Source organism: Pedobacter superstes (assembly GCF_037622515.1).
Classification (GTDB): domain Bacteria; phylum Bacteroidota; class Bacteroidia; order Sphingobacteriales; family Sphingobacteriaceae; genus Paradesertivirga; species Paradesertivirga superstes.
In genome coordinates this window covers 44742-59611 of the sequence record NZ_JBBJCN010000012.1, presented here as the reverse complement: position 1 = coordinate 59611, position 14870 = coordinate 44742, and the positions used below count along the sequence as shown (strand labels likewise).

General features: G+C 39.1%; 15 protein-coding genes and 1 tRNA gene. 12 read left to right on the top strand and 4 right to left on the bottom strand.

Annotated features, from left to right (window positions below; translation table 11 throughout):
- Window positions 1–62 precede the first annotated feature (62 nt).
- From speB to WG906_RS19140, 3 genes are all read left to right on the top strand, one after another.
- Window positions 63–944, top strand: coding sequence for an agmatinase (gene speB / locus WG906_RS19150; RefSeq protein WP_339994504.1), 882 nt, complete (start codon window positions 63–65; stop codon window positions 942–944).
- 318 nt (window positions 945–1262) lie between these two features.
- A complete protein-coding gene (gene ychF / locus WG906_RS19145) occupies window positions 1263–2363 on the top strand; it encodes a redox-regulated ATPase YchF (RefSeq protein WP_339994503.1) in 1101 nt (366 codons plus the stop codon).
- A 54-nt stretch (window positions 2364–2417) separates the two neighbouring features.
- Window positions 2418–2489: transfer RNA gene (locus WG906_RS19140), tRNA-Arg, on the top strand.
- 724 nt (window positions 2490–3213) lie between these two features.
- Here WG906_RS19140 and WG906_RS19135 read toward each other — a convergent pair.
- The 4 genes from WG906_RS19135 to WG906_RS19120 form a co-directional block, all read right to left on the bottom strand.
- Window positions 3214–3720, bottom strand: coding sequence for a hypothetical protein (locus WG906_RS19135; protein WP_339994502.1), 507 nt, complete (start codon window positions 3718–3720; stop codon window positions 3214–3216).
- Window positions 3721–3767: 47 nt separating this feature from the next.
- Entirely contained in the window at window positions 3768–4640 is an 873-nt protein-coding gene (gene cysM / locus WG906_RS19130) for a cysteine synthase CysM (protein ID WP_339994501.1), read from the bottom strand.
- Complete coding sequence (gene epsC, locus WG906_RS19125) at window positions 4640–5449, bottom strand: serine O-acetyltransferase EpsC (RefSeq protein ID WP_339994500.1); 810 nt, start codon at window positions 5447–5449, stop codon at window positions 4640–4642. The genes cysM and epsC overlap by 1 nt, the downstream gene beginning before the upstream one ends.
- A gap of 234 nt (window positions 5450–5683) precedes the next feature.
- Window positions 5684–5917, bottom strand: a complete 234-nt coding sequence (locus tag WG906_RS19120) for a YtxH domain-containing protein (protein WP_339994499.1) — start codon at window positions 5915–5917, stop codon at window positions 5684–5686.
- Window positions 5918–6199: 282 nt separating this feature from the next.
- On the opposite strand from WG906_RS19120, the gene WG906_RS19115 reads away from it, so the two are divergent.
- The 9 genes from WG906_RS19115 to WG906_RS19075 all read left to right on the top strand — a co-directional run bounded on the left by WG906_RS19115 (window position 6200) and on the right by WG906_RS19075 (window position 14842).
- The gene (locus tag WG906_RS19115; RefSeq protein ID WP_339994498.1) at window positions 6200–6748 is read left to right on the top strand and encodes an HD domain-containing protein; all 549 of its coding nucleotides are present in this window, start codon (window positions 6200–6202) and stop codon (window positions 6746–6748) included.
- A 220-nt stretch (window positions 6749–6968) separates the two neighbouring features.
- A complete protein-coding gene (locus tag WG906_RS19110; protein WP_339994497.1) occupies window positions 6969–7532 on the top strand; it encodes an RNA polymerase sigma factor in 564 nt (187 codons plus the stop codon).
- Between the two features lie 8 nt (window positions 7533–7540).
- On the top strand, window positions 7541–7885 hold the full coding sequence (locus tag WG906_RS19105; protein ID WP_339994496.1) for a hypothetical protein: 345 nt from the start codon (window positions 7541–7543) through the stop codon (window positions 7883–7885).
- 13 nt (window positions 7886–7898) lie between these two features.
- Window positions 7899–8135 carry a hypothetical protein gene (locus WG906_RS19100; RefSeq protein ID WP_339994495.1) on the top strand — a complete coding sequence of 79 codons (237 nt, stop codon included), beginning with the start codon at window positions 7899–7901 and terminating at the stop codon, window positions 8133–8135.
- 112 nt (window positions 8136–8247) lie between these two features.
- On the top strand, window positions 8248–10590 hold the full coding sequence (locus WG906_RS19095; protein ID WP_339994494.1) for a beta-galactosidase: 2343 nt from the start codon (window positions 8248–8250) through the stop codon (window positions 10588–10590).
- A gap of 193 nt (window positions 10591–10783) precedes the next feature.
- Entirely contained in the window at window positions 10784–10996 is a 213-nt protein-coding gene (locus tag WG906_RS19090) for a hypothetical protein (RefSeq protein WP_339994493.1), read from the top strand.
- 198 nt (window positions 10997–11194) lie between these two features.
- The gene (locus tag WG906_RS19085) at window positions 11195–12037 is read left to right on the top strand and encodes an oxidoreductase (protein WP_339994492.1); all 843 of its coding nucleotides are present in this window, start codon (window positions 11195–11197) and stop codon (window positions 12035–12037) included.
- 101 nt (window positions 12038–12138) lie between these two features.
- Entirely contained in the window at window positions 12139–13116 is a 978-nt protein-coding gene (locus tag WG906_RS19080) for a type I phosphomannose isomerase catalytic subunit (protein ID WP_339994491.1), read from the top strand.
- Window positions 13117–13279: 163 nt separating this feature from the next.
- A complete protein-coding gene (locus WG906_RS19075; RefSeq protein ID WP_339994490.1) occupies window positions 13280–14842 on the top strand; it encodes an FAD-dependent oxidoreductase in 1563 nt (520 codons plus the stop codon).
- The last annotated feature ends 28 nt before the right edge of the window (window positions 14843–14870 follow it).

Here is a 14870-nt window from a genome sequence, read left to right as displayed (position 1 = left end):
GATCGGCAATCTCTTAAAACCAATCTCCCTTCTATTTGTCTGCCAATAAAACTCTGTAACCAATGGTGACTCTAGCACAAGATAAGAACTTCCTTGGCCTGCCCGATGAATCTGATTATGCTTACCACGGCAGCAAAGTTATTATACAACAGGTACCCTACGAATATACTTCATCCTATCTGCAGGGGTCTGCCAAAGGCCCGGAAGCAATCATCAAAGCCTCTCAGTTTGTAGAATGTTATGATGAAGAACTTGATACAGAAATAGTAGCTAAAGTAGGAATTGGAACATTGGCTCCTATCGATTTTAAAGACATTTTTAATGAGGATGCTATTTCACTCATTCAGCAACAAACGGAAAAAATTTTAGACGATGATAAGTTTGTGGTTTCTCTCGGAGCTGAGCATACTGTAACCTATGGATTTGTCAGAGCCTTTGCTAAAAAATTCCCAAACCTTACGGTTTTGCAGTTGGATGCCCATTCTGATCTAAGAGATAGTTACAACAACAATAAATATTCCCATGCATCTGTTATGGCCAGGATACATGAAATGGGCTTACAGATATGCCAGGCGGGTATACGTGCCCAATCTATAGAAGAAGCTCAGCTAATTAAAGACTCCGACAATATACATACCTTCTATGCCCATCAGATAAGAAGCAATCCGTTCTGGATGGAAGAGCTCATCGCCCCGATGGGCAATGATGTTTACATTACAATTGACGCCGACGGTTTTGATCCGTCTATAATGCCAGCTGTTGGGACAGCAGAACCCAATGGATTATTATGGACAGAAACTCTCGATTTTTTAAAGAAAGTATTTAAGGAACGCAATGTAGTGGGGTTTGACGTGGTTGAATGCGCTCCGATAGAAGGTTCTATCCTTTCTGAATATACCCTGGCTAAATTAGTATATAAGTTGATTGGATATAAGTTTGTGTGAGGGAGGTAAAAGGGGAAAGGTGAAAGGTAAAAGGGCAGGAAGGTTAATATCAGCTTAAAATAAGGTCCTAAGGTACAGACAGTCTCAATATTAAAAAATAAACTATTGAACTACAAACTAATGACTAATAAACTATTGAACCATAAACTAATGACTAATTAACCATTAACTATAAACTAATGACTAATTAACCACTGAATTTTAAACTAATGACTAATTAACCATTGTACTATAAAGTATTGAATATTAAACCGTAATTTCGCCCGCTGAAAAAATCGTAAATTATAAAACGTAGCTCATACAAACAAACAATATTTAATGGCTTTACAATGCGGAATTGTTGGTTTACCCAACGTAGGAAAATCTACCCTTTTTAACTGTTTATCAAACGCAAAAGCACAGGCGGCTAACTTTCCTTTTTGTACAATAGAACCAAATGTTGGGGTAATTACCGTTCCTGATGACCGCTTAACTACGCTCGCGGAATTGGTAAAGCCGAACAAAATTGTTCCCAATACTATTGAAATTGTTGATATAGCCGGATTGGTAAAGGGTGCTAGTAAGGGAGAGGGATTAGGAAACCAGTTTTTAGGCAACATTCGTGCTACAAATGCAATAATCCATGTTCTAAGATGCTTTGACGATGGCAATGTGGTGCACGTGGACGGTTCAGTTGATCCGATCAGAGATAAAGAAATAATTGATACAGAACTTCAGCTGAAGGATCTTGATGCGGTAACAAAAAAGATTCAAAAAGTTGAAAAGATGGCCAGAACTGGTGGCGATAAAGAAGCGAAAAAGGCTTTCGATGTTTGCACGATTGTAAAAGCTCACCTTGAATCCGGAAAGTCTGTTCGTACAGCCCCGCTTAGCGAAGAAGACAAAGAATATCTTGCCGATTTATGGCTCTTAACACAGAAACCGGTAATGTATGTGTGTAATGTTGAAGAGGGATCGGTTATTACCGGAAACGCTTATGTTGAACGTGTAAAAGAATCTGTAAAAGAAGAAAACGCTGAAGTATTAGTCATATCTGCAAAAATCGAATCAGAAATTGCCGAGCTGGAAAGTTTTGAAGAACGGGAGATGTTTTTAAATGATTTAGGCTTGCATGAATCCGGTGTTAGCCGTTTAATCCGTTCCGCTTATACTTTATTGGATTTATACACGTATTTCACTGCTGGTGTTCAGGAAGTACGAGCATGGACGATTACAAAAGGGTTTACCGCCCCACAAGCTGCAGGTGTTATTCATTCGGATTTTGAGAAAGGTTTTATCCGGGCAGAGGTCATTAAATTTGATGACTTTGTAAAATATGGTTCTGAAGCAGCATGTAAAGAAAATGGGAAGCTGAGCGTAGAAGGAAAAACCTATGTGGTGGAAGATGGCGACATCATGCACTTCAGGTTTAATGTTTAAGCTATTGCCACCTATAAGTCGAATAAGTATATTTGGCGAATATTAAAAGTAAGAGTACCCATAGTTCAATGGATAGAATTGCAGATTCCGGTTCTGCTGATGTGGGTTCGAATCCCTCTGGGTACACAAAAAACATCATTAAGATGGAAAAGCCTCTCATAAAGAGGCTTTTTTTGTGCCCGTATCTGATCGGAGGAATACAAGTTGTGAATTAGCCGTAAAACAAGGAGTAATAATCTGAACAAACTAGATTTTGCCCCAATAAAACTATTTGTTTAGGCTATTCCTGATTAACCGCTTTTCTATTTAATTACCATTTAGAAGAATGGCTTAATGAATTAAAATATATTAATTCAATTTATACGGCTCCAAAATTGGACGTGTAATTGATATATTTTTGAGCGTACTCCATAAAATCTGAAAAAAAATGGCACAAAAAATCCCTGGGCCCCTTAAAACCGAATTTTAGTCAATTTCATTATTATAATCATATTGTCAATTTGTTACCTAAATGCTAATATAAAGGCTAACAAATTTTTATCTGTATCATTTATAAGACCTTAGAATAATAAAAGTCGAAAAAATAACATGGATCATATTTTTTAAATTAAAAATATCGTTAATTACACTAAACAGAAATCAATCATGTTTGTTACCGCATTAATTATTCTTTTAGTTTTGGATGCTGCCTCAATTGCCCATTCAATGCACACGGCTCCGGTTATTGAAGATGAAGAAATGAACAACCCCTGAAGACAGATAACTGTTTACATTCAAGCAATTTCTGCAATGATCAGCTATAGGCTTAAGCTTAGGGCTCCGTCCTTTTAAGGCCCGGCTTTTTAGGTTTCTAACCGTTTAAAAATGTATTCCCGCGATATGAAATTGAATCAAAAGCCTTTTTTGAATACGGCCTGGTCTTATTTTCAATTTTTTTTGCAACAGCAGAGGCAACCAAGCCACCAATTAAATATAATCCTGTAGTAAACGCCTTAGTTGTTAAGGTACGGCTACTATATGCGGGATTTAATCCCAAAGCCTTAGGCAAAAAAATGGCTGCTATCCCAGCCGACAGGCCTGTGAGCGCCCCTTTTGGCCAGATGTACTTTCTCTTTCCTGCAATACCCAGGCTGTAATAAATGGTATTGCTTACTATATCACCAGCCAGCGCGATCTGATACAGATGCTTATCTTCAGGCACCGGCTGCTCGGCGCTTTGCATTCCTTTTTTAACCGTTTGCATCCCCAATAAATCCATTCTGGGGGCATCGTTATTTATTCTTTTAACTATTTCATGTAATATGGTAAGAGCACAAGCACCTGCAAGTCCTCCTCCAATTGACGAGATCAATTTCATAATGGTATAAGAAAATGCAGAGGTATTTTGTTTAAGATTTTATTGCTTTAAGCAAATAAATCGCTGCTCAAATAACGATCTCCACGGTCGCATACAATAAATACAATGGTGCCCTGCTGTAGCTCCTGAGCTAATTGAAGAGCCGCAAAGGCAGCTCCCCCACTGCTCATGCCGGCAAATATACCTTCCTCTTTTGCAAGCTTTCGGGTCATTTCTACTGCATCAGCCTGCGAAACATCTAATATTCTGTCGACCCGTTTAGGGTCAAATATTTTTGGTAAATATTCTTCCGGCCAACGCCTGATTCCCGGGATAGACGACTCTTCCGTCGGCTGACAACCTATAATTTGAATTTCCGGATTTTTCTCCTTAAAAAACATGGAAGTACCCATAATTGTACCGGTAGTTCCCATAGCACTCACAAAATGTGTTATTCCTCCTTCAGTATCTCTCCATATCTCTGGCCCGGTAGTTTTATAGTGAGCCATAAAGTTATCCGGATTAGAAAATTGGTTCAATAGGTAATAATCTCCCGTTGCTCCTTTTTCTTCTGCATAATCACGGCAAATTTCTATACTTTCAAGAAGAGTAACTTTTGCTCCGTAAGCCTCCATGGTCAGGGTACGCTCCCGGGTAGAATTAGAGGGCATTACCAGTTCTATTTCCAGGTTGAACAAACTGGCAATCATTGCCAGAGCGATACCGGTATTCCCGCTGGTTGCTTCTACAAGTTTCGTCCCTGATTTAATATCACCGCGCTCCAGAGCGCTTTTAATCATATTTAAGGCTGGACGATCTTTAACACTCCCTGCTGGATTGTTGCCTTCTAATTTTGCGAAAATTTTAACTTTTGAATTCGGGTTTATTCTCTGCAACTCAACTAAGGGAGTATTCCCTATAAAATCAATTAATCCCGCCATTAACTATTCTGCCTTTCTATAACTTTTGCTTTCGACTCGTGGTAAACCGTGGAGTACGGGGCGACACTTTTAGTTAGCCATACATTACCGCCTATTATACTATTGTGTCCGATAACAGTTTCACCTCCTAATATTGTAGCGCCTGCATATATTACCACATTATCTTCAACCGTTGGATGCCGTTTTAATGAAGCCATACTTTTATCAACACTCAGGGCTCCTAAGGTTACTCCCTGATAAAATTTTACATTATTTCCTATTACTGCCGTCCCCCCGATAACAATGCCCGTACCATGATCGATGTAGAGATACTTTCCTACTTCAGCTCCCGGATGAATATCTATGCCTGTTTTAGAATGGGCATACTCAGTCAGAATTCTTGGAATCAAAGGAATATCTAATTTAAATAAGGCGTGAGCAAGCCGGAAAAATGATATCGCATAAAAACCCGGGTATGCCCTGATTATCTCAAACTCGCTTGTAGCGGCCGGATCTCCTGCTAAAATCGCTTCAATATCGGTATTTAACAAAGAGTATAACAGAGGTAAATCCTTGAAGAACACTTTCGCCTTTTCTTCATTATCACTATTCTGACAAGCTTTTGTAGAATTCATGATATGACATAACTCCTCCTGAAGATGTAAAAGCGCATCTTCTATTTCTTTCAGGGATAAGAACACCTGTTTGAACTGCTCCGGATATAAAATCCTGATCAGTCTGATTGCCCAGCCAGCAATTTCTTTATTTGAAGGAACTGCCTCAATGTGCTGATGCTTATCAAAAATATGCTGGTAAAATTCTTTGTTCATTTCAGAGATGAATTAGTACACCCAAAGATTTTGCTAATATACTAACACTTTACTTAATCTATATCATCCCGGAGAGCTTGTACAATGTGTGAAGTTAAATGAACAAAAATTTACAAATAAAGTATCAGTGGAATTAAACATCAAATTCTGATCTTCTCGTCAAAGAAATCAGGCCTAAAAAAAGAAACCCGGGTAAAACCCGGGTTTCCAAATAATAGTAAATCTTAATAATTATTAATATGGGGGCTCGTCTGTGTGAACAGTATTGGATTGATGTGGGCTGGAAGGGTTATTTTGGGCGAACTGACCTTTTAATTGATCGGTATAATGTTTGGCTTTATCCATCCATTCCGGAGCCTTCTCGCTTAAATCATCAATTAAAGATCTTCCGTCTTCTCTTTTCTTAGTTGCGTAATTTACGCCAGCGGCTACCGCAGCGCCAAAAACCAGGTATTTTAATAGGCTCATAAATTTATTTTATTTCGATGTGATGATATAAAAGCAATTACTGTTCCAATCGTTCACAGCATATGATCAGAAATTAATTATCTTTTTAAATTGGCAAAATGAAACCATCATGAGCATACCCCTCACCAACAGAGTGAATATGCTCATGATAGCTTCATAGCCATTAAAAAACAATTATATTCGGATGAAAGACAGCATTAAACAAACCATTGAATTTGTAATTTTTCATTAGCAGATGCAGAAGGCGAACACGACTGGTGGCACATATACAGGGTATGGAATATGGCAAAAACTATTGGTATAAAAGAAGAGGCCAAGCTGGAAATAGTGGAACTGGCAGCACTCCTGCATGATATAGCTGACTCTAAATTTCACGATGGCAATGAAGACATAGGCCCGCGAAAAGCCGCAGATTTCTTGTCCTCTATTTCTGTTGACCTGGAAACAGTTCATCATGTTCAGGAAATAATTCGAAACATGTCTTTTAAATCAAGCCTGGGAAAAATAAACTTTCATTCAAAAGAACTTGAAGTCGTTCAGGACGCAGATCGCTTAGATGCAATTGGGGCCATTGGTATCGCACGCGCATTTAGCTTTGGAGGATTCAAACAACGTGAATTTTACAACCCAGATATTCCGCCAAATCTTAAAATGAGTAAGGATGAATATAAAAACAGCAAAGGACCTACGATTAATCACTTCTATGAAAAACTTCTGCTACTAAAGGATAAAATGAACACCGAAACCGGAAAAGAGCTGGCGCTGAAAAGGCATCAGTTTATGGAAATGTATTTAGCACACTTCTATTCGGAATGGGAGGGTACTGAATGATTGTTTTATTTAAAGATCAGGCAGAATCTTTCTTTTAGAAAACAGGTCCGATTTTGAAAAATAGTTTTCCTGCTGACATAGGGTTGTCAATCAATTCTTTTTCTTTGATCCATGTTTTGGATTTTGTAACAATTAGGAGAATTCGATCATCTTAAGAAAAATGAAAAATAATTTAAAATGTTTTCCATCCTGATTCGTCTTCTTAACAAAACAAGAGATTTTGCTTAGCGTAGTAATGCCCGAAGAGAAAAACAATCATATACTGAAATCTATAAAAGAATACGGTAAAGGGTTGTTAGGATTTATCCGAAAACGGGTGAAAAGTGATGCTGATGCCGAAGATATTTTACAGGACGTTTGGTACCAGCTAAGCTCGGTCATCAATTCTGAGCCAATTGAGCAAACAGGCGCGTGGCTTTACAGGGTTGCCAGGAATAAAATCATCGATAAACACAAAAAGAAAAGCGAATTGCGGCTGGATGACAGTTTCACCGATGAAGAAGATAGTCTGGACCTTAAAGCTTTGCTGCTGACAGAAGGCAAAACCCCTGAAACGGAGTATTTCCGCAATATGTTCTGGGAACAATTATTTCTGGCTCTTGAAGAATTGCCTGAAGAACAGAAAGAGGTGTTCATTTTGCATGAGCTGGACGATGTTCCTTTCCAGGAAATTGCCACACGGACCGGAGAGAATATCAGCACACTTGTATCAAGGAAACGCTATGCTGTGCTGCATTTGCGCAAGCGATTAAAGCAGTTATATAAAGAAATAACAGAAATTTAACACAAACCATGAGAGAAATATTTTATAAAGGACGATTTGTTTTTATACCTGTAGCGATAGTCGCTTTCCTTTCGTTAATAAGCTTAATTGTAATGACATTATGGAATAATTTGCTTCCGGAAATACTGGATGTAAAAGCAATAACATTCTGGCAGGCGATGGGCATTTTTATTTTATCCAAAATACTTTTTGGTTTTGGTAAAGGAGGAAGAAAATCCGGATGGATGAGGCACAAATGCGGAGCCATAAGCCCTGATGAACGACAAAAATTCAGAACCGAAATGAAGGAACGGATGTGTGGCTGGAACAGAAAACGCTCTGAGGGAGATACAAACCCCACTATTAATAATTAAACAGGTAAAAATCATGATTTTAAGAAGCGGATTTATGAATATACTGGTATTTAAAACAAGCATTACAGCAAAAGAAGAAATTTTGCAGGTCAGTCCCTTATTAGATGCTGTACCAACCATTAAACACTGGAACTTCGACCTTGATGACTGTGATAATATATTACGGATTGTGTCCAACAATCTCGACCCCGAATTAATAGAGTCTCTTTTAGAAACCGCCGGCTTTAAATGCCAGGAATTGGCTGATTAAAGTATTGTTTAGTAATACACACAACGCACAATACTTCTAAAAACTTTTGCGTGTACTTCATTTCTTAAAATCTGATATCTTAGAGCTTTTACAAAACATCTAAGATATTCCAATGAGGAAGCACATTGTCCCCTTAATCCTTCTTATTTTCGTTTTTTTCAGCTCTTATTCACAAAAAAAACAGCCGGGAAATTTTACCCTTGGCAATAAAGAGTTCCTTTTAAACGGAAAACCATTTATAATCCGCGCTGCCGAGCTGCATTATCCCCGCATTCCTAAACAATACTGGGAGCATCGTATTCAGCTTAGCAAAGCTATGGGAATGAATACAGTGTGTATATATCTGTTCTGGAATTTACATGAACAACAACCAGGCAATTACGATTTTAAAGGACAGAACGATGTTGCCGAATTTGTTCGCCTGGTTCAAAAAAACGGAATGTATTGCATTGTACGCCCCGGACCTTATGTGTGCGCAGAATGGGATATGGGCGGATTACCCTGGTGGTTGTTAAAGAAAAAAGACGTACAGGTCAGAACCCTTAACGACCCCTATTTTATGGATCGCACCAAAAAGTTTTTAACCCAGGCAGCCAGACAGCTGGCTCCTCTGCAAATACAGAATGGCGGAAACATTATTATGGTTCAGGTGGAAAATGAATATGCGTCTTTTGGAAGCGAACAGGGCTATATGGAAGCTATACGAGATGCTGTTCGTGCCTCCGGATTTGATAAAGTTCAGCTGTTCAGATGCGATTGGTCTTCAAACTTTCAAAAGTACAAGCTGGACGGCGTTGCAACGGCTCTAAATTTTGGCGCCGGATCAAATATTGATAACCAATTCAAATCCTTCAAGGAATTATATCCGAATGCGCCTTTAATGTGCAGCGAGTATTGGTCAGGATGGTTTGACCATTGGGGCCGGCCACATGAAACCCGGTCTGTAAACAGCTTTATTGGAAGTATGAAGGACATGATGGACCGGAAAATCTCTTTTAGCCTGTATATGGCCCATGGAGGCACATCTTTCGGTCAATGGGGTGGCGCAAACGCCCCGCCATATTCGGCTATGGCAACGTCCTATGATTATAACGCTCCTATCGGAGAACAGGGTAACACTACTGAAAAATTTTTCGCTGTTCGCGATCTGCTTAAGAACTATCTTTTACCAGGTGAAACGCTCGGTGATATCCCTAAGCCGGTTATGCCGATCATAGAAATTCCAAAATTTGAATTAAAACAGAGTGCTGGCTTATTTGAAAACTTACCTGCGGCGAACAGAAGCGAAAATATCCTGCCCATGGAAAATTTCGATCAGGGTTGGGGACGAATTCTTTACCGTACCACCCTCCCCTCTTCCGCATCACAGCAAAAATTAATTATAACAGAAGTACACGATTGGGCAGCGGTTTTTATTGATGGGAAGCAAATTGGAAAATTAGACCGGCGGAGAGGTGATAATACAGTTGAACTGCCAGCCTTCACTTCTGATGTAAGATTAGATATACTTGTAGAAGCAACCGGCCGCGTTAACTACGGTAAAGCAATAATCGACAGAAAGGGAATAACTGATAAAGCAGAGCTTAGTGACGGTAAAAAATCGTCTGAGCTTAAAAACTGGCTGGTTTACAATTTCCCCGTTGACTATAAATTTCAGAGCGGAAGGAAATTCAGAACGGCTGGTCTCAATGGCCCCGGATGGCGAAAAGGCAATTTTAACCTGAATAAAATTGGTGACACCTTTTTAGATATGAGCACATGGGGAAAAGGAATGGTGTGGGTAAACGGGTATAATCTGGGCAGATTTTGGAAAATCGGGCCACAGCAAACTTTATACATCCCGGGGGCATGGCTTAAAAAAGGCAAAAATGAACTTGTTATTTTAGATCTTGATCAGCCTTCGGAAGCTTCAGTTTCAGGATTAAACACACCTATTCTTGACAAGATCAGTCCGGATGCCTCCCTTTTAAGCAGAAAGGAAGGTCAAACTCTTGATCTTTCTGCTGAAGAACCCGTTTTTTCGGGATACCTTCCTGCAGGTGAGGGATTTAAAGACGTGAATTTTGGAAAAACAGTCCAGGGCAGGTATTTCTGTTTAGAAGCTCTTAGCTCACACGATCCTAAGGATGATTTAACTACCATTGCAGAACTGGAGCTTATCGGTGAAGACGGGGCATCAGTCTCAAGGCTAAAATGGAAAGTTGTTTATGCAGACAGTGAAGAAACCACAGCTTCTAACAACTCCGCTGATAAAGTTTTTGATTTACAGGAATCCACATTTTGGCAAAGTCAATCTGTGGGCGGGAAGCCAAAACATCCTCACCAGATTGTACTGGATTTAGGTGAGAGTGTTAAAATAAAAGGATTTCGTTACCTACCCCGATCTGATAAAAAAACCGCAGGAATGATTAAAAATTACAGGATATTTTTTAAACCCGATGAATTTAATTTTTAGAAAAATACCTTTATGAGACTTAATTAATCACAGATCCCGTTAATAGCCTGATTTATAAAATTATTCTTGAAATATTTTATAGTTGTCGCAACATTTACCTTAAATTTATCGTACTCATAGTTAGAAGCCGCCGATACTAGATTTACTTGGCTCGTAATTTGTTATTATGTAATCACACACACGAAAGGAACTGATGGAAAAGATATTATCCGAAACAGATTCTCAACATTTGGTCAAGAAGCTTACCGATGTTGACAGGGAAGAGATCAAACGCGACAAGGTGCGTTTTGGAGAATACTTTATAGCTGAGGAAGATCATCGCTGCTTTAGAGTAAATCCAATTAATGTTATTGAGGTTGGGGGAAATTTAAAAAGAGCTATTATGACTGCAGGAACCTTTATTTAGAAGCATTTTATCCTTATTTCACATCGTTTTATCATCTTAATCAGGTTCAGAGTAAACTGATACATCCCTACTATCCATTTAATATCAGGGTTCACCTGGTAATCAGACAAATAGCGTAATTTATTTCAAAATAAACAGCGCGGTTGATTATCATTCATTAATATAAATCAAATCATCGTTTTTTATGTTCTTTGCGATATGATAAAATCACAAAGAGTATGGTTTATTACAGGAGTTTCAGGCGGTTTGGGTCGCGCTCTTGCTAAGGAAGTCGCCCTGAGCGGTGATATTGTTATCGGAACGCTTAGAAAACAGGCGCAGGTTGCAGAATTTGATGCACTTGTTCCAGAACAAACATTCGGCGTATTATTGGATGTGAATAACCATTTGACGTTCCAAAGAGTGTTAAATACGGCGACTCTGAATTTTGGATCCATAGATATTTTAGTAAATAATGCGGGATACGGCCTGTTTGGTGCTATAGAAGAAGTGAGCATGGATGAGGCAAGGCAGCAAATGGAAACCAACTTCTTTGGAGCTCTGGCCCTTACACAGGCAGTACTTCCTTTAATGCGCGAAAGAAAATCGGGTCACATTATACAGATTTCCTCAATGGCTGGTTTCAGATCATTGGCCGGCATGGGATTATATAATGCCAGTAAGTTTGCGCTGGAGGGTTTTAGCGAAGCCCTGGCGCTGGAAACAAAACATCTAAATATTAAAATAACCATTGTAGAACCCGGGCCATTTCGCACCAACTGGGCAGGCGATTCGTCGATCCGTTCAGAAAAAGTAATTGAAGAATATTCGCCAACTGCGGGTTCCCGTATTTCAACCATACAAGCTTATTCCGGCAATCAGCCCGGAGACCCTGAAAAAGCTGCCAGGGCAATAATTAAAGTAGTCAACAGCGAAAATCCGCCATTGAGGTTACCTCTTGGCACTGTTGCAATACAAGCCATCCGAAACAAATTAAAATCTGTAGAAGAAGAGATCAATGAATGGGAAAAAATCGCTGCAGATACTTCCTTTGATGATTAATCAGTATATTTTAAAACCAGATACAGGAATTCAAGCGTTGCTGACCAGCGGATAGATGCTTTTATACTCATTATTCTTATACTTGCAGCTTTTAAATTACGATGACTACATATCCATTAAAGTTCAAAACCATTTTTAAAGATAAAATCTGGGGCGGCCAGAAAATCAGGACTTATTTAGGAAAAGATTTTTCTTCTTTACCTAATTGCGGAGAAACATGGGAAATATCTGGTGTCAAATCAGATGTATCTATTGTTGAAAATGGAGCATTAGCGGGTGAAAGTCTCGCTTCCCTTCTTGAGAAATATAAAGGTGATCTCGTAGGAGAAAATGTGTATAAACGATTTGGAAATGAATTCCCCCTCCTTGTAAAATTTATTGATGCGAATGATGACCTTTCAATTCAGGTTCACCCCAATGATGTTTTAGCAAAAAAACGTCATAATTCATTCGGAAAAACTGAAATGTGGTATGTCATACAGGCTGACGAAGGAGCTTCACTGATCGCCGGTTTTAATCAGAAAGTTAACGAGGGTGTTTATCTTGAAAAATTAAATTCCGGAAAGCTTGATGACATTCTTAATAAAGAAGAGGTTAAAGCAGGCGACGTATTCTTTTTACCAGCCGGGAGAGTTCATACGATCGGTAAAGGACTTTTAATTGCAGAAATTCAGCAAACGTCGGACATAACCTACCGCATCTACGATTTTGACCGCGTTGATGATAAAGGGAACAAACGGGAATTACATACCCAGGAGGCTCTGGCAGCTCTGGATTATGAGGTGTATCCGGAATATAAATCAGAGTATAACAGAAAGTTGAATGAAGCTATAAATGTGGTACGCTGCCCTTATTTCAGCACAAATATCTTAGAGTTTAATCACTCTGTCGACAGAGATTATCCTTTTGATTCTTTTGTGATACATGTTTGTGTTGAGGGAGCATATACTTTAACCTATGGCGACAATAGTTTAAATGTGAGAATGGGAGATTGTGTTTTGGTTCCTGCCTCAATTAAACATATCACCTTGCAAACAAACACAGGCTTCAAGATTCTTGAAAGTTTCATAGAAAGTTAAACCCGGTTTTTTCAAAGCAGTTTCAGGGTAATCCCTCCGTATAAAGCAATTATTAAAGGCCCTATAAGTGTTTAAAATCTTATAGGGCTTTTTTCTGGTCCTTGCCAACCGAAATTTAAAAACCACTTCGTCTTTCTTAAGGTTATCAGTAAAACCATTTACTATGAAAACAGCTGATAATATAAGAATAGGCATTCCACGCGATTCTATTACAGAAAGCATTTGGCAGGAAAATATTGAGCCAGTTCAAAGTGATATCAGCAAACACAACCCTGAGACCACTTACGATGTTCTGATAATTGGAGGTGGCATTACCGGGATAACTACAGCAATGCTTTTACAGGAAGCTGGGAAAAATTGCATCCTCGCAGAGGCCCATACTATCGGCTATGGAACTACCGGAGGGACAACAGCACATATCAATACCTTTCTGGATATCGGGTACGACCACATTGAAAAAAACTTTGGCGAGGAAGCCTCTAAAACCGTGGCCATGGCCTGCAAAGAAGCAATTGAGCTGGTGGCAGGCTTTGTTACTAAATATAAAATTGATTGTGATTTTGCATATAAAAAAGGATTCCTCTATGCTGAAACAGAGAAAGAAGCTTCAGACCTTGATAAACTATCAGAAGCTTCAATAAAAGCCGGTGTGCCTGTGCAACCGGCTGATAATATACCAGTACCTGTGCCCTTTAAAAAAGCAGTTGTGTTTGACAGACAGGCACAAATCCATCCGCTAAAATATATTTATGCCCTTGCTCTGGAATTTACTAAAAAAGGTGGCCTGATCTTACAGAACACCTTAATCCAGTCGACCGAGAAAAGCTCAGATTTTCATATCGCTAAAGCGGATAACACATCAATTAAGGCAAAAAAAATTGTATACGCAACACATATTCCGCCGGGAATAAATCTCTTACATTTCAGATGTGCCCCATACAGAAGTTATTCATTAGGAGTCAGGCTGGCCGGCAATAACTACCCTTTTGATTTGGCCTATGACATGAAAGTTCCGTATCATTATTTTAGAACACATGACATCAATGGTCAGCAATATCTGGTAATTGGGGGCGAAGATCACAAAACGGGACATGGCAATCCCGACCAGGCCTTCCAATCTCTCGAAGAATATGTTCATCACCACTATAGGGGTGCATCAGTAGAATTTAAATGGTCCGCTCAATATTATGTACCCGCTGATGGCCTGCCTTATATTGGTAAACTTCCGGGTTTTGATAATGATGTCTATGTATCTACCGGATTTAACGGTAATGGAATCACATTGGGGAGTATTTCTGGTAAAATACTTAGAGATCTTGTACTTGACTATATTAACCCCTACGCCGACCTGTTTTCTCCTGGCAGGATTAAACCTGTTGCAGGATTTACAGATTTTGTCAAAGAAAATGCAGATGTTGCGTATCGCTTTTTTGCCGACCGCTTATCGGCAAAAGACATTCACTCTTTAAATGAAATCCCCTTAGACAGTGGAGCGCTCGTCGAATATAAAAATGAAAAACTTGCGATATATAAAGACGCAACAGGTGAAATCCATGCTTTAAATCCTGTTTGCACACATGCTAAATGTATTGTTAACTGGAATAATTCAGAAAAAAGCTGGGATTGCCCTTGTCATGGCGCCAGGTATGCTATTAATGGTGAGGTATTAACAGGTCCTGCCAGTAAAGGGCTTCAAAAAGTTGAGATTGGTCAGGGCCCAGATTGAAAAAAAATCCGGAAGCATTACACTTCCG